The sequence below is a fragment of the Sphingopyxis sp. LARHCG72 genome (assembly GCF_052871675.1).
Window position 1 is genome coordinate 178,391 of record NZ_JBIXJU010000001.1, and the last position, 22,943, is coordinate 201,333.

The following is a 22,943-nucleotide window of genomic DNA, read 5'->3' on the forward strand; positions in this document are numbered from 1 at the left end:
GATTATGGCTTGCGCGGGCCGACGAAGCCGATCGGCGCGCCCTGCGGGTCGATCGCGTTCATCGCATACTCGCCGCCCGGGATTTCCATCGGTTCGTTGGTGATCGTGCCGCCGTTCGCGGTCACCTCGGCGTGGGCGCGGTCAATATCGTCGACCCCGATGTAGACATTCCACACCGGCACCGGATAGCCGTCCATCAACGGCATCACCGCGCCCAGCCCGACGTCGCCGCGCTGGATGAAGCGGTACGCGCCGAGTTCGCCCATCGGCATCTCGCCTTCCTGTCCCCAGCCGAAATGCTTCTTGTAAAAGGCGATGGCGGCGTCGGGATCGCTCGTCGCGAGCTCGTTCCAGCGCACATGCTGCGCCTCGGTGACCGAGAAAACGTCGCTTTCCATGCCCTCCATGCCTTCGGGGGGGATGGGCTTCATGACATAGAAGACCGCGCCCTGCGGGTCCGACACCATCGCGATCCGGCCGACGGGGAGGTCGGTCGCGGGCATATGGACCGCGCCCCCGTCGGCCTTGATCGCGGCGATCTTGGCATCGACATCGTCGACCTCGAGATAGCCCATCCAGCCCGGCCGCGCGCCGCCGGCGAGCATGTCGGCGTTCAGCGCGAGCACCCCGCCGGCATTGCCGCCGTCGGCGCGGCCGATCATGCGGTAATCGACGTCGCCCGCCGCCGGATCGGGGGTCGCCGCGATGGTCCAGCCCACGACCGCACCATAAAAGCGCGCCGCGCCCGCGGGGTCGGGGGTCATCAGTTCGTACCAGATGAAGTTCGATGCTGCGTTCATCGTCGCTCTCCTCGGTTGGGTGTCAGTAAGTCAGGCTGGGGAACCAGTCGCCGCGCCCCTCGGGCGTCATGTCGAGCAGGCCCCAGAGCGGATCGACAAGGTCGCCGGCGCGGTGGTGCTGGCCGGGATCCTCTGGTGCATAGGCCATCTCGCTCGCCCAGACGTGGCGGACGCGCGCGCCGTCCTTGCGAAAGACGTTGAAGATCGTCTCGTCCCAATTCTCGCCGGGTTTCACGCCATGCTCGGCGCGCTTGGCGTCGGTCAGGTTCGACGTGTCGCCGAAATAATCGGCCGAATAGCGGCCCTCGACGTCCGACAGGAAGGCAAGGTGCGGCCAGCGCCGGTCCTTCGCCCAGGCTTCGAGCCGCGCGATCGGCGACTTGGCGACGACATAGAGCGGCGCACGCTGCCCGACATGGCGCGCGCTGCCGTCGATCGCGTCGAGCATGTGGGTGCAGCCGTTGCACGGCTTGTCGCGCTCGGGCCCGAACATGAAGCTTTGCAGGATGATGCTCGGCTTGCCTTCGAACAGCTCGGACAGTTTCACACGCTCGGGCCGCTGGAAGGCGCCGATCCGCTCGAAGCCATAGTCTTCGGGCACTTCGCCGCCGGGCGGCAGCGCGCGGCGTTTCGCGGCGACCGCCTCGATCTGGCGGCGCAGCGCGATCTCGTCGGCGAGCAGTTCGGCGCGCGCGGCGCGATATTCGGGGCTTTCGCCGGGGAAGGACAGATGTTCCATGGCCTGGCTTCCTTCTGGGTCCGTTTATAGCCGGTGCAGCCGCAGCGGCTTCACATTTTCGCGCGCGATCAGCCCACGCGCCTCAAGATCGAGCTGAACGCCCTTCAACCACCAGCCCGCCTTGGCGCCGCCGGGGAACAGGTCGTCGGGCAGCAAGGGCAGCACGCGCGCCTTGATCTCGGCAACCGTCAGCCCGGGCAGAGTGGCAGGGACAGCGGCGAGAAGCGCGCCGCGCATCGCGTCATATTTCGCCTTTTCGACGCGCACCACATGGCCGGGGCTCGTTGCATTGAGCATCTCGACGCGCTCGACGACGGCCTTGCTCACCCTGCATATCCCTTCGTCGCTTCGATCGCCGGCGCGCGAAAACCCATCGCGGCCCATGCGGTCAGCAACCGCCACATGAACTTGCCCGACGGCGTCCGGTAATTTGGGATATCGTCGGGCAGCTCGACGCCCTCGGGCCGGTCGCCGACGATCGTCCGCATCTCGGCCGCCGGGCGCTGATCCTCCGGGATGCGTCCCGAATAGATGCTCAGCCAATGCCCCTTGGTGAATTCGAGCGCGATCGGGGTGTTGCAGCAACGCGCGACGAAACGCCGCGTCGGCGAATCGGGTTTCAGCCGATGTTCTTCGAGCCGGTCCGACCCCGACAGCCATAGGAGCCGGTCCTTGCGCATCAGGACATAGGGCGTTCCGCCGTCGGAGCCCACGACGCCGGGTGCGCCGGGCGCTGCGGCAAAAGTCCGTCCCGCCTGCTGGCAGCTATGGCAATAACAGGTCGCCGCCATGATCGGCTTGCCGGTGAGTTCGAGCGTCACCGCGCCGCACTGGCAGGAGGCGGTGCGCGATTCCGTTTGTTGCGTGCTCGGCATTGGTCTCTCCTTTGATCCTCCCTGTCGCGAAGCGATGGGGAGGGGGACCATCCGAAGGATGGTGGAGGGGCGGCGACGGTGCGCCATCGCCCCTCCGTCAGCACCGCGGGCTGCTACCTCCCCATGGCCTCCGGCCACAGGGAGGATTCACTGGTCACGCCTCGACGATCGGGGCGAAGCCGCCGTAGATCATGCGCGCGCCGTCGAAGGGCGTGTTGTCGGGATCGGGCTTCATCCGCTCGTCGGCCATCATCTTTTCCCAGCCCTGCGTGCGCGCTTCCTTGCTCGGCCATTCGACCCAGCTGTAGACGACGCTCTCACCGTCCTTCTTGTGCGCCGCGCGCGCATAGTCGGTGACCTTGCCGTCGGGGACGTCGTCGGCCCACGCCTCGACGACGCGCGTCGCGCCATAGTCGCGGAACACTTCGGACGCCTTCTGCGCCAGCGCGCGATAGGCTTCCTTGTTGCCGTCGGGGACGGGCACGACATAGCCGTCGACATAGGCGGTCGAGCCCGCGGCCCGGTCGTCGACGATCGAATCGAAGCCGCCGATGATCATCCGTTTCGCGTCGAACGGCATCGCTTCGCCCATGCTCTGCATCCGGGGATCGCTCATCATCTTTTGGTTCGCGGCGTCGCGCGTCGCCCGGTCGGGATATTCGAACCAGCTGAACACGACGGTTTCGTCGTCCTTCGCCTGCACCGCGCCTTTCAGGTCGTTGACCTTGCCGTCGGGGACGTCGTCGCCCCAGCATTCGACCATGCGGGCGACGCCGAATTCCTTGAACAGCGGCGCGGCGTCGGCGGCGTGCTTGCGATACGCTTCCTTGTTGGCGGTCGGCACCGCGACCACAAATCCTTCTACATAGGTCATCTTGTCTCTCCTTAGGGGGGTGGGAGGGGGTTTCAGGCGGCGGGCGGTCCCGCTTCTTCACTGAAGGCGGCCAGCTGCGCGTCCATCGCGCGCTGGAAGGCGGGGCGGGCGAGGCAGCGGTCGAGATAGGCCTGCAACCGCGGCTGCTCGGCGATGAGGCCCGCTTCGACGGCTTCGCGCAGCACGGTGGCCATCGCGATGTCGGCGACGGTGAATTCGCCCGTCAGATAGTCTTTGTCGCCGATCGCGTCGTTGAGGCGGCCGAGCCGGCCCTGGATGAATTCGATCAGGCTCGGACGGCGCAGCTTCGCCCATTCTTCTTCGGTCGAAAAAATGTCGACATTGCCGAGTTCGAACAGCATCGGCTCGACGCTGTTATAGGCGGCGAACAGCCAGGCGAGCGTATTGGCGCGCGCCTGCGGATCGCGGGGCATCAGGCGCGCGTCCTTTTCGGCGAGGTGGAGCAGGATCGCGCCGCTTTCGAACAGGCGGATGCCGCCGTCGTTCAGCACCGGCACCTGCCCCCATGGCTGGAACAGGAAATGGTCGGCGGGGCGGTTGATCGCGCTGATCAGATGCTCGGCATAATCGAGCCCGATTTCCTCGCACGCCCAGCGCGGGCGCAGGTCGCGGACATAGCCGCGCGCAAAATCGGGGACCCAGTCGAAGGCGGTGACTTCGATCTTGCTGTCGGGGTTCACAGGCATGGCGATCTCTCCTCGGTTGCGGGGTTCAGGCAGGTTGTGGTTCGCCGACCGCGCAGTCGGCCAGATGCGCCGTCATGGCGCTCTGAAAGGCCGGGCGGGCTTTGCCGCGCGCGACATAGGCGGTCAGATTGGGATGCGGCGCCAGCAATTCCGGATTTGCGTTGCGGAGCACATCAATCATCACGATGTCGCCGATCGAAAAACGATCTTCCAGCCAGTCGCGGTCGCCCAGCGCCTGCGACAGTCGGGCCAGCCGCTGCTCGGCAAAGGGTTTCGCCGCTTCGATGGCACCGACGAGCCAGTCGGTGCCCTGTCCCTTGACGGTCAGCACGACCAAGGTCTGGATCATCGGTTCGACGCTGTTGAGCGCGGCGATCATCCAGCTGATCGCGCGCCCGCGTCCTTTTGCATCGCGCGGCAACAGCCGCGCGTCGGCTTCGCCGATGTGGATCAGGATCGACCCCGTCTCGAACAGGGTCAGATCACCCTCCTTATAGACGGGAACCTGCCCGAACGGTTGATCGGCAAGATAGGTGGGTCCCTTGTCCTCGAAAATGCAGCCGATCAGCCGCGTGCGATAGGGTTGGCCGATTTCGTCGAGCGCCCAGCGAACGCGGATGTCCTTGATGCGGCCGTAGGCGAAATCCGGCACCGATCGGTAGGCAGTGATTTCGGGTGCGGCTTCAGGTCGGACGGACATGATCAGTTCCTCTTCCCTTTGATCCAGGCGACGATCGACATCGCATGGCCGTGGCCCAGGTCGTAATCATCCTTGAGCCAGTCGATGATCGCGCCGGCTTTGATGCCCGGAGCGAGCCCGTTTTCGTCGGCGAGGCCCCTGCCGATCGCGATGCTTTTCAGCGCGTCGGCCGATTGGCCGGTCTTGGCTTCGACATTGTCGATATAGGCCTGAAAGCTCATGCGGCCGCTCCCGCCCGAAACGGGATCATCGCGCGGAGGCGGGGATCGCGCAGCCAGAGGCCGCCCCACAGCATCAGCCCCAGGTAGACGCCGAACAACATGTGGCTGAACAGCGGGTTGCCGACGCGGACCTGCGTCGCGATGGCGCCGCCGAGATAGCCGGTGATCAGGATCGCGCCGAGGATTGCGGTACGCGGCCAGATATGGAGCAGGGTCGGTACCAGCAGCAGGATCGCCAGCAGGTACATCGTCTCGATCTTGGGCGGCCAGCCGAGGTTCGGCGGGCCGTTGTCGATCGCGAATTGCGGCGCGACGAGCTTCAATCCGGCGTCGAAGAGCAGGAAGAGGATCACAAGGCCGCTCAGTACGCGGCCGGCGATCAACTGGCCCTTGGTGGGGGACGTGTCGGTCATCCTCTTCCTCCTCCCTTATGCTTGTTATGCGGCGGCTTCGGCGGGTTCGCCGGCGGGAATTGCGGTCGGGTCCATCCACATCACTTCCCAGATATGGCCGTCGGGATCCTCGAAGCTTCGGCCGTACATGAAGCCATAATCCTGCGTCGGGGTCGGGTCGGCCTTGCCGCCCGCCTTGACCGCCTTGTCGACCTGTCCGTCGACCGCATCGCGGCTGTCGGCCGACACGCAGATCAGGACCTGCGCGGTGGTGTGCGCGTCGGGGATTTTCTTCGAGGTGAAGGTCGCCCATTTGGCGTGGGTCAGCAGCATCACATGGATCGACCCCTCTTCGACGACCATGCACGCGGCGGTGTCGTCGGTGAAGGCGGGGTTGTTCGCGGCGCCGACCGCTTCATAGAAAGCTTTCGACTTGTCGAGGTCGGTGACCGGCAGGTTCACGAAAATCATCTGGGGCATCTCTTCTCTCCTTGGGGGTTGTTGTTGCTTGAAGTCAGCGTGTGCGCTGTACGGCGGCAATTACCTGTCGCATCATGGCGTGCCGCCGGCGCCGAACAGCATCCGGACATAACGCTTCAGATGGGTGACGGTGCCGCGTGCAATCGCCGGATCGTTCGTCGTTTTGGCCAGGACGAAGGCGCCCTGCAGAACCGACTGGACATGCTGCGCAAGGCCGAGTGCGGTGACGTCGTCGGGTACGCCGTGAATATCGATCGCCGCCTGGATGTCGGGGGCGAGTGCCTGGCAATAGGCGTTGATGCTCGCCTCGCACGCGGCGCGGATGCGGTCGTTCGTGGCATAGGCTTCCTGCACCATCGTGCCGACGAAGCAGGTGTAATCCTCGGTCGGGCCGTCGAGCATCGCGAGGCGGAAATCGATATGGCCGAGCAGGCGGTCGAGCGGGTCCTCCAGCTGCACATGCGGCGGCAGTTCGAACATCGGGCGCGCGCGGTCGGTCCAGCCCTCGGCCGCCGCGACCGCGAGGTCTTCCTTCGATGCGAAGTGATGGAAGAAGGCGCCCTTGGTCACGCCCGCGGCGGCGCAAATCTGGTCGACCGTCGTCGCCGAATAGCCCTGCTTGCGCACGGTGGCGTGCGCCGCCGCGATCAGCCGCGCCCGGGCGCTGCCGCGCGGGGCGCGGGCGTCCGGGGCGCCGCCGCCCGCCGAGGGGACGCGGGCGGCGGCTGCGGGGATCGAGGGGGGCTGATTCGTCGTCATGCGAATCGACATACCGACTAGTTGGTATGTTGTCAAATCGACGCCGGCATCCCCGATGTGCGCGATGATCGAGAAGTTGCGAAAAGACTCGACCTTCCCGCCGCTTCGCCTAAACAGGGCATCGGAACAAAGGGGGCACATCGGTGCAGTTCCGGGGGGAATATGGTCGCAGTCGTCTCAACCACGGCCTATCTCGGCATCGACGCGCGCGGGGTCGAGGTGCAGTGCCAGATCACGCCGGGGGTACCGCGCTTCGTCGTCGTCGGCCTGCCCGACAAGGCGGTGGGCGAAAGCCGCGAGCGCGTGCGCGCCGCGATGGCGGCGATCGGCCTGTCGCTTCCGCCCAAGGTGATCACCGTCAACCTGTCGCCCGCCGACCTGCCCAAGGAAGGCTCGCACTACGACCTGCCGATTGCGCTCGCGCTTTTGGGCGCGATGGGGGTGATCGATCCCGAAACGCTGGCCTCTTACGTCGTCGTCGGCGAACTCGGGCTCGACGGGCGCGTCGCGCCGTCGCCCGGCGTGCTGCTCGCCGCGATCCATGCGGGCAGCGTCGAGCGCGGGCTGATCTGCCCCGCGGCGCAGGGGCCGGAGGCGGCGTGGGCGGGAAATGTCGAGGTGCTCGGCGCCCCCGACCTCCTGTCGCTGCTCAATCATTTCAAGGGCCACGCGCTGCTGGCGCCGCCCGTCCCGGGCGAGGTCGACATGCCGGCGCGCGCCGCCGACCTGGCGCAGGTCAAGGGGCAGGAGACCACGAAGCGCGCACTCGAAATCGCCGCCGCCGGCGCGCACAACCTGATGATGTCGGGACCGCCCGGCGCGGGCAAGTCGCTGATGGCGGCATGTATGCCGGGCATCCTCCCCGACCTCACCCCCGCCGAGGCGCTTGAAGTCTCGATGATCGCCTCGGTTGCCGGCAACCTCGAAGGCGGGCGCCTGATCCGCGCACGCCCCTTCCGCAGTCCGCATCATTCGGCCTCCATGCCCGCGCTCGTCGGTGGCGGCCTGCGCGTCCGCCCCGGCGAGGTCAGCCTCGCGCATCTCGGCGTATTGTTCCTCGACGAGCTCCCCGAATTCCAGCGCGGGGTGCTTGATTCGCTGCGCCAGCCGCTCGAAACGGGGGAGGTCAGCGTCGCGCGCGCCAACGCGCATGTCACCTTCCCGGCGCGCGTCCAGCTGGTCGCCGCGATGAACCCGTGCCGCTGCGGTCATCTCGGCGATCCCGCGCTCGCGTGCAGCCGCGCGCCGCGCTGCGCCGCCGATTATCAGGCAAAGCTGTCGGGGCCGTTGCTCGACCGCATCGACCTGCACGTCGAGGTGCAGGCGGTGAGCGCTGCCGATCTCGTCTTGCCGCCGCCCGCCGAAGGCAGCGCCGAGGTCGCGGCGCGCGTCGCGGCGGCGCGCGATGTCCAGACCGCGCGCTACGCCGGGCATAAGGCGCGGACCAATGCCGAGATCGACGGCGACCTCCTCGAAGCCGTCGCGACGCCCGACGAGGCGGGACGCAAGCTGCTCGCGCAGGCGGCCGAGGCGATGCGGCTGTCGGCGCGCGGCTACACGCGGATATTGCGTGTCGCGCGGACGATCGCCGATCTGGCGGGCGCCGCGGACATCGGCCGCATCCATATCGCCGAGGCGTTGAGCTATCGGCGGCAGGCACCGAGGAACTGATGCCCATGGATGACGCGATCGCCTTTGAAGCCGCGATCATCGAATGGCGCGGCCCCGCGCCCTTCCTCTTTGCCCGGGTTCCCGACGAACATGTCGGCGCGATCCGCTATGCCGCGATGACCGAGAGCTATGGCTGGGGCGTCGTTCCCGTCGTGGCAAGGGTCGGGAACAGCGAATTCGCGACCTCGCTTTTCCCGCGCGATGGAAGCTACCTGCTCCCGATCAAGGTCGCGGTCCAGAAGGCCGAACGCGTCGGACTGGGCGACAAGGTCATGGTGCGGATGCGGGTCGGCCGCCCCGACCGGCGCTGAAATTGCGGTTTTCCGGGCGGTGGTAAACATTTCTCGAACAGTTTCATGCGATAGGGCTGCCATGACTGCGGCGGGCGATCTTGTGGCAAAGCTGTGCGGGCGGCTCGTGCTGGGCTTCGCGGCCCTGCTGCTCGGCTGGCCGGCGGCGCCTGCGGCGGCGCGGACGCTCGATATCGATCGTGACGTCTGTCACGCGGTGAGCGGCACGGCACTCCCAGACAAAAGCCTGGCCGCGCTGCGTTTTTCCTGTCGAGCGGCGCCCGCGGGGTACCAACAGGCGAGCCTCTGGCTTCGCGCCCCGCTCGATGGCGCGGCGGCGCAGCGCGGCGATGTCGCGCTGATGGTCCATCAATCGCGGTTCGACCGGCTCGCCGTCGCCTTTTCCTACGCCGACGGTGCGACGCGCTGGCAAGGCGTGCGCGCGGGCGATTATGGATCGCACTGGCGCGCGGGCGGGCAGATCTTGTTCGAAGCGCCCGACCGCAACGTGCCGCTGACCGCGGTGACGATGCGCTTCGATCGCCTTTCGGGGCACGCGTTCGTCCACGCGCGGATCGTCCCGAAGGGCGAGGCGGGAATGCAGTCGGCGGGCATGGCGGCCGCGGTCGGCGCGGCGCTCATGCTGCTTCTTGTCAGCTGCATCTACAGCCTGTCGCTGGCCTTTGCCGTTCGCCGCCAATATCTGGCCTGGCAGGCGGCGTGGGCGGGTACGATGCTGCTTTGGGGCGCGCTCTGGTCGCAGGTCCATCTCGCGCTCGTGCCGCGGCTGGCCGGGACGGTGACGACACAAATCTGTACCTTTCTTGCGTGCCTAGCGATTGCGCTCGCGACGGTCAGCGCGGTGACCGCCGTCGATCGCGGAAGGGCGCCGAAATGGCTTCGTATTACCGCGTTCGCCCTCGGCCTTGGCGTCGGAATCGCGGGTGTCCCGCTCGCGCTGATCCGCGGCGACAGCCTCGGGTTGCTCGCCGACATATTGGGACTGGTCATCATCGCCGACCTGCTGGCGGTGACCGCCTATGTCGGCTGGGCGTGGCGGCGCGGATCGGTCGAGGCGCGCGATTTCCTCGCCGCCTGGGGGCTGCCGATGGCGATGCTGGCTATCGTCCATATCGTCGACGTCGAGGATGGATTCTGGGGCGGCGGATCGAAGCTGCTGGTGCTCGTCGCGGCGACCTGGCAGGCGTTGTGGCTGGCGGCCGCGGCGACGCGGCGGCTTGCGCACCTGCGGATCGAGCGCGACCATGCGCGCAGCGCCGCAGCGACGGCGCAGCAACTCGCGCGCCGCGACCCGCTCACTGGCCTGCCCAACCGCCGCGGTTTCGTCGAGAGCGTGACGCCGCTCCTCGAGCGCGCGCGTGCCGACAATTTGCCTGCGGCCTTGCTGCTCGTCGATATTGACCGGTTCAAGTCGATCAACGACATCCACGGCCATGACGCGGGCGACGTGGTGCTGTGCGGCATCGCGCGGCGGATCGAGCGGTGGGAGGGGCCGATGTGCACCGTCTCGCGGCTCGGCGGCGAAGAATTCGGCTTGCTGACGATCGGGATGGAAGGGATCATCCTCGCCCGCTTCGCCGAAAGCATCCGGCGCGGGATCGCCGCTTGCGACCATAGCGAGGCGGTAGGGGACCGGCTGGTCACCGCCAGCGTCGGGGTCGCCGAAGTGCGGCCTGCGTGCGATTTCCAGCAGCTATACCGGCTCGCCGACGAGGCGCTTTACGATGCGAAGCGCGGCGGACGGAACAAGGTCGTCGTCCAGCGGCACCATGACGTAACCGGACTCGCTCCGGGCCGCGAGGTCGCGCGGTCGAATTGAAAAGGCCGCGCCGTAGCGCGGCCCCTTTACGGTCCGAACGGATCAGAGGCCGGCGGACGCCGACTTGTTCTCGATCACCTCGAGCGGCGGCGGTGCTTTCGCGGCGCCCGCGCCGTGGCGGCGGTGGCTGAGCTTGCCTTCGACCTTGCCGCCGTTTTCGATGGTGATGCTCTCGTAGGTCACGTCGCCGGTGATCCGCGCGGTGGCGTGGACGATCAGCGTCTTCGCCTCGATCGCGCCGTCGAGCAGGCCCGCGATCTTCGCCGTTTCGGCGACGACCGAACCCTTGATCTCGCTCGCCTCTCCCTGGACCAGGTTGGCGCATTTCAGGTCGCCGTCGATCTTGCCATCGACGTGCAGGTCGACGCTGGCGGCCACATTGCCGGTGACGACGACATCCGATCCAAGGATCGAAAAGGTCGTATGACGCGCGCCGGTCGCCATCTTAGCGGGCACCACGGACGGCAGCGACGGAACCGACTCGCTGTCGGGCGTCGTCTTTGACTTCGAGAACATCGGCTTTGGCCTCCAGGAAGCGGCGCGGGTTCACCGCGACGCCGTTCAAACGGACTTCGAAATGCAGGTGGCTGCCGGTCGAACGGCCGGTCGAGCCCATTTTGGCGATCTGCTGCCCCGCGGCGACCTGCGCGCCGACGGTCGAGGTAAAGCCCGACAAATGGGCGTAGCGGGTCAGGATGCCCTGGCCGTGGTCGACCTCGACGACATTGCCGTAACCCGACTTCTGCCCGACATAGACGACGCGGCCGGGGGCGGCGGCGAGGATCGGGGTGCCGATCGGGCCGGGGAAATCCAGCCCCGAGTGCATCGCGCCGGCACCGGTGAACGGATCGCTGCGATAGCCGAAGCTCGACGAGAGCATCAGCACGTTCGCGGGCTGGCCCGACGGGATCGCGACGAGCGTGCGCTCGAGCACTTCCATGCGGAACAGGGCGCTTTCGAGCGCGGCAAAGGATTTGCCGAGCGTGCTCGCGCGGCCGGCGCGGCCGCGATAGGGAATGAACGGACCACCGCGGCCGGCCGCGGCGTTGCGGACGAGTGCGGCGGGGTTCATGCCCAATTTGGCGACGGCGCCCTCGGCCTTTGCCGCGCGTTCGTTGACTGCGGTCAGCAGGCGCGTCGCGAAATCTTCCTGCCGCGCTTCGAGGCGGGCGAGGACCTGCGCTTCGGGCGGCAGGTTCGGATCGATCATCGCGCTGGTCTTGAGCGGGGCCTTTTCGGCCGCCGGAGTGCCTTCGGTGCCAATCTCGGGCGTCACCGCCGCGGGTTCGACACCGAAATGGACTTTCGACCATTCTTCGAGCTGTTCCTGCCGGTCTTCGAGGTCGGCGGCGGTTTCGGCGACATTGTCGCGATATTTCGCGATGCGCGCTTCCGATGCGGCGGCGGCGGCCTGTTGCTGTGCCACCGCTGCGCGTTCGCCCGAGGTGAGAAGCTGGTTGACGAGCACCGCCAAGGTCGCGCCGGCCCATGCGAGCAGTACGACAGCGGCGATCAGCGCGACGCGCTTTTGCCAGACCGCGCTGACGCGCAGGAAGCGGACATGGCCGTGCGTGCGAACGAAGATTTCATGGTCCTGAAACAGCGCAGAAAAACGCTGGCGCAAATCGCGCAGACCCGTTGTTTTCGATGACAAGTGGCGACCCCATCTTGTGTTTTATTGGAGCCCTCCGCCCCGATTGATGCGCGCTGTATCAGGCCGACGGAGGCGGTGCGAATCTTTGCGCGCCGAGTCGCGCCGAGTCGAAACCATCGCGCGGTGAACGGTGTCAAAGCGCAGGAACGCTGCCAATTTGGCGGGAAATGGCGGGCGAATCGGCCTTTTGTATTGACGGCTTGCTTACCATTTTCGGCTAGGGCTAAGCGGGTGAATATCATGGCCAATTCCGCTCAACCCGGCCCGCACGAATCGGCGGGCGACCCGTCGGCGCCGGCCGACGTGCGCCCGCGTTCGGCGGTCAGCGCGGGGGTCGGCATCGTCGGGCTCGCGGGGCTGGTGAGCTATTTGCTCATCGCGCGCTTCGCGCCCGAGATCGCGGCCTTCCTTGGCATCGACTGGGGAACCCGCGGGCCGATGAGCGGGCCGAACTCGGCGATCGCGAGCGTACTCGCCTGCGGTATCCCGATGGTTTTATGGTCGGTGTTCGTCGACAAGGTGCATCGCAATCCGTCGACCGGCATCGACTGGGCGCAGCGTCGTCCGTGGCGCGAGACGGTCGATATCAGCCTGACCAAGCTCGCCGGCCTGTGGGCGACATGGGGGCTGATCGCGCTGACCTACGCGACGATGCGCTATTATTGGGAGGGCAATTACGCCTTCTCGATGAAGCTCCTCGAAACCGTCGTGCCGTGGCTGCTGCTCGTTTCGGTGCCCTATATGCTGTGGCTCGACCGCCGCCTGGTCGAACCGCGCGACGGTTGCTACGCCTTCGGCCGATGGCTGATCGCGCCCGGCCAGCCCGTCGACGGCCGCGCCATCGGACATCATCTGCGCGCCTGGGCGGTGAAGGGCTTTTTCACCGCCTTCATGCTCTCGATCGTTCCGGGCAATTTCTCGGCGCTGGTCACCGTGCCGATGAGCGAAGTCCTCGCCAATCCGTACAGGACGGGAATCTGGACGATCAATTTCCTCTATCTGATCGACGTCCATATCGCGACGGTCGGCTATATCCTGACCCTGAAGCCGCTGGACGCGCATATCCGCACCGCCAATCCCTATGGCATGGCATGGGTCGCGGCGCTCATCTGCTACCCGCCCTTCATCCTGATGAGCGGCGGGCCGCTCGATTACCAGATGTACGGCTCCGACTGGGGCTATTGGCTGGCGGGGCATGACGGGTTGCTGACCGTCTGGGCGATCGCGCTCGTGCTGCTGACCGCGGTCTACAGCTGGGCGACGATGGCATTCGGGATCCGCTTTTCGAACCTGACGCATCGCGGAATCATCACCCACGGGCCTTATGCCTTCACGCGCCATCCCGCTTATATTTCAAAGAATATGACCTGGTGGATCGGGTCGCTGCCCTTTCTCGTCACCGCGGGCGGCTGGGTCGAGGGCGCGCGCAACGTCGTGCTGCTCGGCCTCGTCAGCGGCGTCTATTACTGGCGCGCGAAGACCGAGGAGAAGCATCTCCTCGCCGATCCGGCCTACGTCGCTTATTGGAACTGGGCGCAGGCGAATGCGCTGGTGCCGCGCCTGTTCGCGAAGCTGACGGGGCGGGCGCGCCCGCTCATCCGGCTCGAACCCGACCCGCGTATCGGGCCGGTCGCCTAATCCTTCAGCGGATCGGTGGTGGCGCTCGCCGCTTCGGCGGCGCGCCGCGCCTGCAACTGGGCATAGCCGTCGGCGATGATGCGCCATGCGCTGTCGCAGCGGCGCTGGTCGGACCGCAGCTTGCTGCTGCATACCGCTTCCAGCCGCTGCAACAGCCATTTGCGCTCTTCCTCGCGGGTGCGGGGGTAGATACGGACGGCATTGCCATAAGCGCTGGCGCCGAAGTCGGCGGCCGAATTCACATCGCTGGCGAAAACGGCGGCCGGACTGGACAACAGGCCGATGGCGACAAGGCTGGCGATCAAACGGGACATCATCGTCTCCCACATCGTTGCAGGCCGATGATAACATGGAAATATTCGGATGCGAAGGCCGGTCCGCGCGAAAGGAAAAGCCGCGCGGACCGGAAGCATTCCTAGAATTTATAACCCGCCTCGATGCCCCAGATGCGGGGCTCGTTGACGAAGCCGGTCAAATTGTTGAAATCGATCGCACCCACCGCCGACACGTCGTTCGTGATGTTCCGCGCGAAGGCGGCGATATCATAGCGGTCGGTGCGGTAACCGACGCGCAGCCCACCCTCGAGCATATGGTCGTCGTTGAACTCGGCCGATTCATACAGGAAGAAATTGACCTTCGAACGATACGCCCAGTCGGTGAAGACATAGACTTCGCCGTTGCCGACCGGCACGCCATAGCCCGCGGTCCAGTTGATCGACCATTTCGGTGCCTGCGGCAGCTGGTTGCCGTCGATCGAATAGATGCCCGGCGATCCCGGACGAACCGGGTCGAGCACGGTGCAGCCGCCGCCGCACCCGGTGATGAAGGCGTTGGGATCGTCGATCTTGGCGTTGTTGTAGCTGATGCCCGCGGTCAGGACCATATTGTCGACCGGGCGCGCGTCGAGTTCGGCCTCGAAGCCATAGCCGTGGACATTGTCGACGTTGATAAGCCGTGCGGTGTTGATCGTGCCGCCGACCGCGGTGAGCTGTGCATCCTTGAGGTCGTAGACGAAGCCCGACAGGTTGAAGCGGATGCGGCGGTCGAACTGGGTCTTGATCCCCGCTTCGTACGACATGATCGTTTCGCTGTCGGCGGTGCTGATCGCGTCCTGCACCGTCGTGAAGACGAACAGCGCGCGGCCCTGGATGCTCGGCGCGCGATAGCCCTTGGCGACGCGGGCGTAGAGGTTGACCGCATCCGATGCTTCATAGGTCGCCGACAGGTCCCACGTCAGATTGTCGTCCTTCACCGCGGCAAAGCCGGTGCCGATCGCGCCGAAAAAGCCGGTGCGGTCGACCGTCATGCGGCGGCGATCCTCGTTGTAGCGCGCGCCAGCGGTCAGCTTGAGCTGCTCGGTGACGGGAACGGTGACCGATCCGAACAGGCCCCACGCGCGCGAATCCTGCCGCTGCATCGCGATGACGCTGGGGGTCGTGTCGGTGGGGTTGTCATAGTTGATCGAACCGATGTCGATATTTTCGTCGAAGTAGAAGAAGCCCGCCTGATAATCGATCGCGCTGCCGGGGTTCGACGCGATGCGGATTTCCTGCGTGAGCTGGTCGAGGCTGGGCACCTGGTCCTGCGACTGGGCGGGGAAGGGGATGATCCCCGGACCCGAGTTCGGCAGGAAGCTGGCGCCGAACCCGCCGTCGACGTCGCCGCGGCTGTCGTAATTGCCGTTCCAGTAGGCGGTGACCGAGGTCAGCGTGACCGGGCCGAAATCATATTCGAGCGTCGCGGCGGCGTTATAGAGCTCGAGCTTCTGGAAATTGATCCCGTCGGTGCGCACCACATTGCGGTCGAAATCGACCGGTGCGGTGGGCGTCTGGCCGGGGTTCTGCACGCCGGGGTAGAAGATCAGGTCGTTGCTGCCCGGACGGAAGATATTGGCGCGGAACACGCGCGCAGTGCCGTCGAACTTGCGATACTGGCCGGTGAAGCGCAGCTTGAGCGCGTCGGTCGGCTCGAACTGGAGCTGGCCGCGCACCGCGATATCTTCATAGCCTTCGAGGTCGTTCTTGCCGGGGGTCGCGAGATTGTCGACCCAGTCGCTGCGACGCTGGTACATCGCCGAAAGGCGCGCGGACCCGGTGTCGGAGAGATGGCCGCCGGCCGCACCCTCGATGTTGATCGAATCGAAACGGCCGTAGCTGCCCTTGATATAGCCGCCGTCGCGGTCGGGGCGGACGCTGTCGAACTTCACAATGCCGGCGGGCGTGTTGCGGCCGAACAAGGTGCCCTGCGGCCCGCGCAGCACTTCAACGCGGTCGAGGTCGAAGATCGGGAAGCCCTTCAGGATCGGATTTTCGAGCACGACGTCGTCATAGACGAGGCTGACCGGCTGCGATGCGTTGAGGTCGAAATCGGTGTTGCCGAGCCCGCGGATGTAGAAGCGCGGGAAGGTGCGGCCGAACGAGCTTTCGATGTTGAGGCTGGGGACGCGGCCGGCCAGCGCGCGAATGTCGCCGCCCCCTGAATTGATCGCGTCGAGCTTTGCGCCGCTGACGACGTCGACCGAAAGCGGGATGTCCTGGATATTCTGTTCGCGGCGCTGCGCGGTGACGATGATTTCGCCGACGCCGACGCCGGCGTCGTCGGTCGCGGCGGGCGCGTCCTGTGCCGCGGCGGGGACGGCCCAGCCGGCGGCGGCGAGGGCGAAGCTTATAGCGATAGTGGAAGGAAAGTGGCGCATGGGCGAGCTTCCTGAAACAGAGTTGACGATGGGAGAGTGGAAAAACCGGAGCCTGTTTGGCTTCGCGCGCGCGCGCAATCAATCGCCGAAGCGGCCGCCGCTGACGTTCATGTCCGCAGTGTTGCGCAATTGCTGCACTTTGGGGGCGGTCGCTCCCGGCCCCGGAAGGCGTTCCTAGAAGCTCAGCTCGTCATAGATTTTGGAAAGATCGCCGCCCCACGGGCCTTCGTACCGGTCGAGCAGGTCGTGTGCGGGCGACTTGCCGTTCTTGGCGATGCGGCGGAGCGGTTCGAGGAAGCCGACCTCATTGTCGCCCATCGAATTGACCTCGCCGCGCGCAGCGAGCCCTGCCGCAGCGATGTCGAGCACGCGGTGCGCGAGTTCGCCGACCGTGCCGCCGCCGGGCGCGGGGGCGTCGAGGCCTTCGCTGGGGACGGCGTCGCGCAGCGTCTGCTGTTCCTCGATGCTCCAGCCCTTGACGAGATCCCACGCCGCGTCGAGCGCGCCCTGGTCATAGAGCAGCCCGACCCACAGCGCCGGGAGCGCGCAGATACGGTTCCACGGGCCGCCGTCGGCGCCGCGCATTTCAAGGAAGCTTTTGAGGCGCACTTCGGGGAAGGCGGTCGACAGATGGTCGTTCCAGTCGGAAAGCAGGGGTTTCTCACCGGGAAGCGCGGGCAGCTCGCCCTTCAGGAAATCGCGGAAGCTCTGCCCCGCGGCATCGACATATTTGCCGTCGCGGAAGACGAAATACATTGGCACGTCGAGCATATAGTCGACATAGCGTTCATAGCCGAAGCCATCCTCGAACACGAAGGGCAGCATGCCGGTGCGCGCGGGGTCGGTGTCGGTCCAGATATGGCTGCGATACGACATATAGCCGTTGGGCTTGCCCTCGGTGAAAGGCGAGCTGGCGAACAGCGCGGTCGCGAGCGGCTGGAGCGCCAGCGAAACACGGAACTTCTGCACCATGTCGGCCTCGGACGAATAATCGAGGTTGGTCTGGATCGTGCAGGTGCGCAGCATCATGTCGAGCCCCATGCTGCCGACGCGCGGCATATGGTCGAGCATGATCTTGTACCGCCCCTTGGGCATGATCGGCAGTTCGGCGCGCGTCTTGTCGGGCCACATGCCAAGGCCGAGGAAGCCAAGCCCGAGTTCGGCGCCGACTTCCTTCACCTGTTTGAGGTGACGGCCGGTTTCGGCGCAGGTCTGGTGGAGGTTTTCGAGCGGCGCGCCCGAGAGTTCGAGCTGCCCGGCAGGTTCGAGGCTGACGGTGCCGTCGCTGCCGGCAAGCGCGATAACCTTGCCCCCCTCGATCACCGGCTCCCAGCCGAAGCGGGTGAGCGCCATCAACAGGTCGTGGATGCCGCCGGGCTCGTCATAGCTGGGCGCGCGGTGATCGGCGGTCCGATAGACGAATTTCTCGTGCTCGGTGCCGATGCGCCAGCGATCCTTGGGCTTTTCGCCCTTGATCATGGGGACCGCGAGCTGGTCGCGGCTTTCGACGATGGGATCGTTGCTGTCCGAGGCGGTGCGCGTGCTCATATCGCGCCATTATACGGTTCGGTACAGAATGCAATCGGCTGTTGTTCGCGCGCTATTTGACGCGCGCGCGGAGGTTGATCGTGAAGCTCGAACCCGGCGCCATCGCGCCCTTGGGCCGGATGCGGACGTGGGTGATCGCCGGATCGACGCCATCGGCGTCGGGAGTCGGCGCATAGGTCCAGCTGGCACCGCCATTGTTCGAAAATTCGAGATCGTCGGCATTGTTCGACAGGCTGGTGAAGCCATAGGTCAGCCCGCTGCCGCCCGCAGTGAACAGGATCGGGCCCGGGCCGGGCGCGTAGGTGCCGACGAACAGGCTGAGGTTCGCCGGGATCGCGTCGGTGACGATCACGCTGCCCGCCGTCGGCGCGGTGCCCGAGGGCGCGGTGACGGTCAGGCTGTAGTTGGCAAAGGCGCCGGGGATCAATTTGGGGTTGGTCAGCCCGTTCACCGGGTCGCTGTACGCCAGCGATGCCTTCGCGATCGACAGCGGCACGACATAGGTGTTGGTGAAGGTGCAGACGATGGCCGTGTCGGCGGCCGCGACCGTGAGCATATTGCCCGCGAGCGCGGTTGCATTGCCGGTGCAGGCGAGCGCCTGCGAATAATTCGCCCCGTTGCCAACGGTGAAGATTTCGCTGAGGACCGCGCTTTCGGCGGCATAGACGGTGACCGCGGCGTTGGTGTCGGTCTCGTTCGCGCTGTTCGCGACCGAGGCGAGGCTGGCGTTGTTGATGAGCCCGCTCGTCGCAACCGTCACGGCATTGGAGACCTGTGCATTCTGCCATGTCTTGCGCACGACAAGCGTCGCCGACTTGCGGCTGTTCGTCCAGCTGCAGGTGAGCGAGCTGCCCGTGGGCATGACGACGGTGCGGCTGAGCCCGCTCCCCGACGTCGCGACCACCGCATTATCGCTGTTGCGCCGGCACTCGAGGCTGCTGGTGTAATTCGCTGCATTGCCGGCGGTATAGGCTTCGGTCAGGGTCAGCGTGCTGCCGGGGGTGGCGATGGCCGTCGCGTTGGTCGCGGCGCCGCCGACGGTCGAGCTGCCCGCCGTCGGCAACACTCCGCCCGCGATCGAGAGACTCACCGCGTCGCCCGCGATGCCGTTCGTCCAGTTCTTCGCGAGCACCACGGGCGAATCATTGTCGGTGATCGTGTATGTGCTCGCGGTACGCGGCGTGCCGCCGCAACTCGACGTGCTCGACACGGTGTATCCGGTGCCGCTGTTCAGCGCGATCTGGATCGTTTCGCTGCCCTCGGTCGCGGTGTCGTCGACGATCTGGATGCCGAGCGGGACGGTGACATTCTGGTACGTCCCTGCGGGAATGGTGACGGTGAAGTTCGCGCCGCCGCCGGGCGTCGTATAGTCGGTGCCGCGCGTCGCCGTGCCGCCGGTGATGCTGACATTGACCGTGCGCGGCGTGAACAAAGTGCCGCTGACGACCAGCCCCGGCACGTTCGCCGAGGCGATCGATTCGACCCCCGAGGCGCTCGCCGTCGACAGTTCGACGAAGGGATTGAGCGTGATCCGGATGTCGTCGAGGAAATTGCCGAGGCTGCCCGCGTCGGTCGTGATGAACTGGACACGCTGCACCCCCGACGCGCCGCTATAGGTGGTCGACCCGGTGTTGACGTTCCACACGTTGTTTACCGTCGAGGCCTGCGTCGCGAGGCTCTGGATCAGTGTGCCCGTGTTGCTGGCGATCTGGAAGCGCGCGGTTTGTGTCGCCGGGCCGCCCGATCGCGCACGATGGGCAAAGGTCCAGCCGATCGTCTCGCCGGTGACCATGCAGATATTCTGGTAGAGCGCACCGGGGACATTCGCGTTCATTTCGGCGAAGACCGAGCCTTCATAGGCGGGCACGCCCTGGAAATTGGTATCCCACAGCTCGATCTCGCCCGACGCCGAATCCCAGCCGGTGACCGAGCCGTTCGAATAGATTTCGTAATTGGCTGCGCCTGCGCCTTGCGGATTGTTCGCTTCGAACGACGGATTGACGATCACGCGTTGCGCCGCGGCGGGCGGTGCGATCGCCAGCGCTGCGGCAACAACGACGAGGACGCCGCGTCGCGCGAGGCGGGGACGGCCGAACATCAGTTGATTGTCACGTCGAAGGCAACCGCCATCGCGTTCGCGGGAAGCAGTGTCGGGGTCGTTGCGGCGACGGTCGTGCCGGTGATCGACGCCCCGAACGGGTCGTTTTCGTCGGCGCCGCTCGCGTTGTCATCCTCGACCGTCGTCGCGCTGGCACAGCTTGCGCCGCTGCGTAGCGAACCCGGAACGAAGGTCGTGCTGGCGGGCAGCGCGTCGGCGATATTGATGCCCGTCGCGGTACCGCTGCCGTTGTTGGTGACAAGGATGCAATAACGCACCGTCGCGCCGGGGATCGCCTTGGGATCGGTCGTGCCGTTCACCGGATCGCCGACGACGTTGCTCGTCTTCGCGATCGTCAGGTTGGTCGTGGGGCGACAGAAGGTGAGATCGTGGATCGCGGCGCCCTGCTGCCCCGGATCGGCGGGTGCGAGGCTGTGGCTGCCATAGGTGATGACGATGGTGTCGACCGGCGCGGCAAAGGTCACGACGACATTGCCGTTGGCGCTGCCGTCGGCCGAGGTGGCGTCGCCATAGGCGCTGTTGCCGATGACATAATTGCTGACGCCATTGGTGAGCGTGGGGGTGACCGGGGTGCCGTTGAAACTGCCCATGACGGTCAGGCGGTCGGCGAACTGCCCTGCGGCATAATCGATGTCGAACACGCGAAACTGCACACCCGGCACCGCGGTCGGCAAGGCGATCGTCGAGGTGATCGCGCCCGCCTGGCTGGTGAAATCGGCGATCTGGAATATCGAAAATTGCGCGGGCGCCAGCCCGCCGGTGACGGCGTTCTGGCGCGTCGGCGACTGGCCGCCATAGGTCGCGTTGTTCAGGAAACTGCCGCCGCTGATCGCGATGTTGAAATTCATCGTGCCGATCGCGGTCAGGGCATAGCTGCCGCTTGTCGTCCCTGCGGACCAGCTGACGCTGTCCCAGTCGTGCACTGTCGTGCCCACCGGGCAGACCAGCGTCGGCGGCGTTCCCGCGACGCGGGTGCCCGACACCGTGAAGCTCGCGCTGTCAGTATCATCCTCACCCGCCGCGCCGTTGCCCGGGGTGGAATCGGGATCGAACGCCGACGAGGCGCTGATCTCGGCGATGTTGGTGACGCTCGCGCCCGCGGTCGCCGCAACGGTGCCGGAAATCGTCAGCGTCCGCGTCGTTCCCGGCGGGATGCTGCCGACAGTCCAGACGCCGGTGGTGCTGTTGTAGCTGCCGAAGCCCGCGGCGCTGGTGAAGCTGACGCCCGCGGGCAGCGTGTCCTGCACCGTCACGCCCGTCGCGGTCAGCGTCGAGGCGCCCGCATTGGTGACGCTCAGCACATAGTCGATGCTGGTCCCGGATGCCGGTGCGGCGTTGCTCACCGACTTGGCCAGCGACAGGTCGGCGTAGGGCACCAGCGGCACCGTCGTCAGCGTCAGGTCGGACCGCGTGAAGGCACCGCTGTCGCCATTCAGCGAATCGCAGATGGTGAGCTGCCAGGTGCCCGCCGATCCTTCGCCGTTGAAGCTCGCGAGCGTACCCTGCGGGCGGAACGTCCGCTGATAGGGCGGCGCGGTCGCGGTCGAATCATTGTTCGCGGTGTGCGTCGTGATACTCGCTGCGGCGCTGTCGTCGAACAGGACATTCAGATTGTCCATCGACGTCCCGATATTGGTGATCAGGTTGACCACTGTCCCCGCGGGAGACACCAGCGTCGCGCGGACATCGCCGCGGTATGTGTGTGTGAACTGGACGCCGATATTGACGTCGGTGACCTGCGCGTTGGCCGCGACGGTGAAACTCCGCACCATCGGGCCGGTGCACGATGTCGCGTTTTCGCTGATCGTGCCGGTCGTCGTGTTGCTGTAACTGCTCGTGGTCTGTGCGGCGGCGGGATTCGCGGCCAGCCCGAAGGCCAGCCAGACAAGCATGATACATGCTCGCACAGACTGCAAACACTGGCCCCCACGCCAGCGGTATCGGCTCTGGTCCCGCCGTTGCATGACGCCGCTATGGCGTCCGCATAGCTAATATCCGGTTAAAATCGGTAACTTGGCCGCGTTTCTGTTCGGGTGTGGGACAATATTGCCCTATTCGACCGACCAGTCGCCATGCTGCGCCATCCAAAGGCTGACCGCGGCGATCGCCGCGGTCTCGGCACGCAGGATGCGCGGGCCGAGCGCGATACGGCGCACCGCGGCATGCCCCATCAGCATGTCGCGCTCGCGGTCGGTGAAGCCGCCTTCGGGGCCGGTCAGGATCGCCGCTGGCGCCGGTGCGTCGACCTTTGCGAGCGGGACGCCGCCGGCTTCGTCGGCGAACAGCAGCGCGCGATCCGCCGGCCAGTCCTTCAACAGCTGCGGCAGCTTGACGGGCTCGGCCAGCGTTGGAAGCGCGGTGCGTCCGCATTGTTCGCACGCCTCGACGATCTGCGCTTCGATCCGTTCCTGCTTGACGCGCTCGACGATCGTCCGTTCGGTGATCACGGGCTGCAGCCGCGCGACCCCCAGCTCGGTCGCTTTCTCGATGATCCAGTCGAGCCGCGCCTTCTTGACCGGCGCGAAGCAGAGCCAGAGGTCGGGGACCTGCTCGAGCGCGCGCATCTGGCGCTCGATGCGCAGCGTCAGCGACCGCTTTGCGGCGTCCGCGATGACCGCGAGCCATTCGCCGCTGCGATTGTCGAACAAAAGCACGGGGTCGCCCGCCTTCATTCGCATCACGCCGAGCAGATAATGCGCGGCGGCGCCGTCGATCAGCGGTGCGGCATCGGGTCCCAGCGGGAAATCGACGAACAGGCGGGGCGTGCTGGCGGGTGGCCAGGCGGGAGTCGCGGGCATGGCTGCGCGAATAGCAGAAGGCGGTATTTTGTGCATCCTTTGCCACGGAGCGATCGGCTATGTCCCGATCCGGGTCAAAACCGCCGTTAACGGCCGAAGCCGCAGCCCCCGATTAGCATTTTGGTAAGCAGTCCTCCCCTAGT

The 22,943-nt window shown here is 66.3% G+C and carries 23 protein-coding genes; 4 read left to right on the forward strand and 19 right to left on the reverse strand.

Annotated features, from left to right (window positions below; genetic code table 11):
• Window positions 1-2: 2 nt before the first annotated feature.
• From ACIPPQ_RS00905 to ACIPPQ_RS00955, 11 genes are all read right to left on the reverse strand, one after another.
• A complete protein-coding gene (locus tag ACIPPQ_RS00905) occupies window positions 3-800 on the reverse strand; it encodes a VOC family protein (RefSeq protein WP_446542347.1) in 798 nt (265 codons plus the stop codon).
• Between the two features lie 22 nt (window positions 801-822).
• Window positions 823-1,539 carry a DUF899 family protein gene (locus tag ACIPPQ_RS00910; RefSeq protein ID WP_446542348.1) on the reverse strand — a complete coding sequence of 239 codons (717 nt, stop codon included), beginning with the start codon at window positions 1,537-1,539 and terminating at the stop codon, window positions 823-825.
• Between the two features lie 24 nt (window positions 1,540-1,563).
• The gene (locus ACIPPQ_RS00915; RefSeq protein ID WP_446542349.1) at window positions 1,564-1,866 is read right to left on the reverse strand and encodes a DUF6958 family protein; all 303 of its coding nucleotides are present in this window, start codon (window positions 1,864-1,866) and stop codon (window positions 1,564-1,566) included.
• A complete protein-coding gene (locus tag ACIPPQ_RS00920; RefSeq protein WP_446542350.1) occupies window positions 1,863-2,414 on the reverse strand; it encodes a GFA family protein in 552 nt (183 codons plus the stop codon). Before ACIPPQ_RS00920 ends, ACIPPQ_RS00915 begins: the two co-directional genes overlap by 4 nt.
• Before the next feature lie 154 nt (window positions 2,415-2,568).
• Window positions 2,569-3,288, reverse strand: a complete 720-nt coding sequence (locus ACIPPQ_RS00925; RefSeq protein ID WP_446542351.1) for a DUF1428 domain-containing protein — start codon at window positions 3,286-3,288, stop codon at window positions 2,569-2,571.
• A 32-nt stretch (window positions 3,289-3,320) separates the two neighbouring features.
• Complete coding sequence (locus tag ACIPPQ_RS00930; RefSeq protein WP_446542352.1) at window positions 3,321-3,995, reverse strand: glutathione S-transferase family protein; 675 nt, start codon at window positions 3,993-3,995, stop codon at window positions 3,321-3,323.
• Window positions 3,996-4,020: 25 nt separating this feature from the next.
• A complete protein-coding gene (locus ACIPPQ_RS00935) occupies window positions 4,021-4,695 on the reverse strand; it encodes a glutathione S-transferase family protein (protein WP_446542353.1) in 675 nt (224 codons plus the stop codon).
• Between the two features lie 2 nt (window positions 4,696-4,697).
• Entirely contained in the window at window positions 4,698-4,916 is a 219-nt protein-coding gene (locus tag ACIPPQ_RS00940; protein WP_446542354.1) for a DUF4287 domain-containing protein, read from the reverse strand.
• Window positions 4,913-5,329 carry a DoxX family protein gene (locus ACIPPQ_RS00945; RefSeq protein WP_446542355.1) on the reverse strand — a complete coding sequence of 139 codons (417 nt, stop codon included), beginning with the start codon at window positions 5,327-5,329 and terminating at the stop codon, window positions 4,913-4,915. The genes ACIPPQ_RS00940 and ACIPPQ_RS00945 overlap by 4 nt, the downstream gene beginning before the upstream one ends.
• Window positions 5,330-5,353: 24 nt before the next feature.
• Window positions 5,354-5,788 carry a VOC family protein gene (locus ACIPPQ_RS00950; RefSeq protein ID WP_446542356.1) on the reverse strand — a complete coding sequence of 145 codons (435 nt, stop codon included), beginning with the start codon at window positions 5,786-5,788 and terminating at the stop codon, window positions 5,354-5,356.
• Window positions 5,789-5,860: 72 nt separating this feature from the next.
• Window positions 5,861-6,547 (reverse strand): TetR/AcrR family transcriptional regulator, encoded by a 687-nt coding sequence (locus ACIPPQ_RS00955; protein WP_446542357.1) that lies wholly within the window; start codon window positions 6,545-6,547, stop codon window positions 5,861-5,863.
• Between the two features lie 162 nt (window positions 6,548-6,709).
• Here ACIPPQ_RS00955 and ACIPPQ_RS00960 point away from each other — a divergent pair, with 162 nt between their 5' ends.
• The 3 genes from ACIPPQ_RS00960 (at window position 6,710) to ACIPPQ_RS00970 (ending at window position 10,348) form a co-directional block, all read left to right on the forward strand.
• Window positions 6,710-8,218: a YifB family Mg chelatase-like AAA ATPase gene (locus ACIPPQ_RS00960; protein WP_446542358.1), complete on the forward strand. Its 1,509-nt coding sequence runs from the start codon at window positions 6,710-6,712 to the stop codon at window positions 8,216-8,218.
• Between the two features lie 5 nt (window positions 8,219-8,223).
• Complete coding sequence (locus ACIPPQ_RS00965) at window positions 8,224-8,529, forward strand: DUF1905 domain-containing protein (protein WP_446542359.1); 306 nt, start codon at window positions 8,224-8,226, stop codon at window positions 8,527-8,529.
• 61 nt (window positions 8,530-8,590) lie between these two features.
• Window positions 8,591-10,348 carry a diguanylate cyclase gene (locus tag ACIPPQ_RS00970; protein WP_446542360.1) on the forward strand — a complete coding sequence of 586 codons (1,758 nt, stop codon included), beginning with the start codon at window positions 8,591-8,593 and terminating at the stop codon, window positions 10,346-10,348.
• A gap of 42 nt (window positions 10,349-10,390) precedes the next feature.
• Here ACIPPQ_RS00970 and ACIPPQ_RS00975 read toward each other — a convergent pair whose 3' ends face one another.
• Both ACIPPQ_RS00975 and ACIPPQ_RS00980 read right to left on the reverse strand, forming a co-directional pair.
• A complete protein-coding gene (locus tag ACIPPQ_RS00975) occupies window positions 10,391-10,864 on the reverse strand; it encodes a bactofilin family protein (protein WP_446542361.1) in 474 nt (157 codons plus the stop codon).
• Window positions 10,794-12,002, reverse strand: coding sequence for a M23 family metallopeptidase (locus tag ACIPPQ_RS00980; protein ID WP_446542362.1), 1,209 nt, complete (start codon window positions 12,000-12,002; stop codon window positions 10,794-10,796). The genes ACIPPQ_RS00975 and ACIPPQ_RS00980 overlap by 71 nt, the downstream gene beginning before the upstream one ends.
• Window positions 12,003-12,242: 240 nt before the next feature.
• Between ACIPPQ_RS00980 and ACIPPQ_RS00985 the strand changes: the two genes are divergently transcribed.
• Window positions 12,243-13,640, forward strand: coding sequence for a methyltransferase family protein (locus tag ACIPPQ_RS00985; RefSeq protein WP_446542363.1), 1,398 nt, complete (start codon window positions 12,243-12,245; stop codon window positions 13,638-13,640).
• Here the strand turns inward: ACIPPQ_RS00985 and ACIPPQ_RS00990 are convergent.
• From ACIPPQ_RS00990 to ACIPPQ_RS01015, 6 genes are all read right to left on the reverse strand, one after another.
• Window positions 13,637-13,954 (reverse strand): hypothetical protein, encoded by a 318-nt coding sequence (locus tag ACIPPQ_RS00990; protein WP_446542364.1) that lies wholly within the window; start codon window positions 13,952-13,954, stop codon window positions 13,637-13,639. The genes ACIPPQ_RS00985 and ACIPPQ_RS00990 overlap by 4 nt on opposite strands.
• A gap of 101 nt (window positions 13,955-14,055) precedes the next feature.
• Window positions 14,056-16,335, reverse strand: a complete 2,280-nt coding sequence (locus ACIPPQ_RS00995) for a TonB-dependent receptor (RefSeq protein ID WP_446542365.1) — start codon at window positions 16,333-16,335, stop codon at window positions 14,056-14,058.
• 174 nt (window positions 16,336-16,509) lie between these two features.
• Window positions 16,510-17,883 (reverse strand): glutamate--cysteine ligase, encoded by a 1,374-nt coding sequence (locus ACIPPQ_RS01000; RefSeq protein WP_446542366.1) that lies wholly within the window; start codon window positions 17,881-17,883, stop codon window positions 16,510-16,512.
• 52 nt (window positions 17,884-17,935) lie between these two features.
• Window positions 17,936-19,981, reverse strand: coding sequence for a hypothetical protein (locus ACIPPQ_RS01005; protein ID WP_446542367.1), 2,046 nt, complete (start codon window positions 19,979-19,981; stop codon window positions 17,936-17,938).
• On the reverse strand, window positions 19,981-21,894 hold the full coding sequence (locus ACIPPQ_RS01010; protein WP_446542368.1) for a proprotein convertase P-domain-containing protein: 1,914 nt from the start codon (window positions 21,892-21,894) through the stop codon (window positions 19,981-19,983). The genes ACIPPQ_RS01005 and ACIPPQ_RS01010 overlap by 1 nt, the downstream gene beginning before the upstream one ends.
• A gap of 159 nt (window positions 21,895-22,053) precedes the next feature.
• Window positions 22,054-22,800, reverse strand: a complete 747-nt coding sequence (locus ACIPPQ_RS01015; protein WP_446542369.1) for a 16S rRNA (uracil(1498)-N(3))-methyltransferase — start codon at window positions 22,798-22,800, stop codon at window positions 22,054-22,056.
• Window positions 22,801-22,943: the final 143 nt, after the last annotated feature.

Bases quoted from the DNA above. Each gene is read 5' to 3' on its own strand.
- ACIPPQ_RS00940 (WP_446542354.1), bottom strand. From the start codon at position 4,916: ATGAGCTTTCAGGCCTATATCGACAATGTCGAAGCCAAGACCGGCCAA.
- ACIPPQ_RS00955 (WP_446542357.1), bottom strand. From the start codon at position 6,547: ATGACGACGAATCAGCCCCCCTCGATCCCCGCAGCCGCCGCCCGCGTC.
- ACIPPQ_RS01010 (WP_446542368.1), bottom strand. From the start codon at position 21,894: ATGCTTGTCTGGCTGGCCTTCGGGCTGGCCGCGAATCCCGCCGCCGCA.
- ACIPPQ_RS00935 (WP_446542353.1), bottom strand. From the start codon at position 4,695: ATGTCCGTCCGACCTGAAGCCGCACCCGAAATCACTGCCTACCGATCG.
- ACIPPQ_RS00985 (WP_446542363.1), top strand. From the start codon at position 12,243: ATGGCCAATTCCGCTCAACCCGGCCCGCACGAATCGGCGGGCGACCCG.
- ACIPPQ_RS00950 (WP_446542356.1), bottom strand. From the start codon at position 5,788: ATGCCCCAGATGATTTTCGTGAACCTGCCGGTCACCGACCTCGACAAG.
- ACIPPQ_RS00930 (WP_446542352.1), bottom strand. From the start codon at position 3,995: ATGCCTGTGAACCCCGACAGCAAGATCGAAGTCACCGCCTTCGACTGG.
- ACIPPQ_RS00970 (WP_446542360.1), top strand. From the start codon at position 8,591: ATGACTGCGGCGGGCGATCTTGTGGCAAAGCTGTGCGGGCGGCTCGTG.
- ACIPPQ_RS00990 (WP_446542364.1), bottom strand. From the start codon at position 13,954: ATGTCCCGTTTGATCGCCAGCCTTGTCGCCATCGGCCTGTTGTCCAGT.
- ACIPPQ_RS00945 (WP_446542355.1), bottom strand. From the start codon at position 5,329: ATGACCGACACGTCCCCCACCAAGGGCCAGTTGATCGCCGGCCGCGTA.
- ACIPPQ_RS01000 (WP_446542366.1), bottom strand. From the start codon at position 17,883: ATGAGCACGCGCACCGCCTCGGACAGCAACGATCCCATCGTCGAAAGC.
- ACIPPQ_RS01005 (WP_446542367.1), bottom strand. From the start codon at position 19,981: ATGTTCGGCCGTCCCCGCCTCGCGCGACGCGGCGTCCTCGTCGTTGTT.
- ACIPPQ_RS00920 (WP_446542350.1), bottom strand. From the start codon at position 2,414: ATGCCGAGCACGCAACAAACGGAATCGCGCACCGCCTCCTGCCAGTGC.
- ACIPPQ_RS00910 (WP_446542348.1), bottom strand. From the start codon at position 1,539: ATGGAACATCTGTCCTTCCCCGGCGAAAGCCCCGAATATCGCGCCGCG.
- ACIPPQ_RS01015 (WP_446542369.1), bottom strand. From the start codon at position 22,800: ATGCCCGCGACTCCCGCCTGGCCACCCGCCAGCACGCCCCGCCTGTTC.
- ACIPPQ_RS00995 (WP_446542365.1), bottom strand. From the start codon at position 16,335: ATGCGCCACTTTCCTTCCACTATCGCTATAAGCTTCGCCCTCGCCGCC.
- ACIPPQ_RS00960 (WP_446542358.1), top strand. From the start codon at position 6,710: ATGGTCGCAGTCGTCTCAACCACGGCCTATCTCGGCATCGACGCGCGC.
- ACIPPQ_RS00905 (WP_446542347.1), bottom strand. From the start codon at position 800: ATGAACGCAGCATCGAACTTCATCTGGTACGAACTGATGACCCCCGAC.
- ACIPPQ_RS00925 (WP_446542351.1), bottom strand. From the start codon at position 3,288: ATGACCTATGTAGAAGGATTTGTGGTCGCGGTGCCGACCGCCAACAAG.
- ACIPPQ_RS00965 (WP_446542359.1), top strand. From the start codon at position 8,224: ATGGATGACGCGATCGCCTTTGAAGCCGCGATCATCGAATGGCGCGGC.
- ACIPPQ_RS00975 (WP_446542361.1), bottom strand. From the start codon at position 10,864: ATGTTCTCGAAGTCAAAGACGACGCCCGACAGCGAGTCGGTTCCGTCG.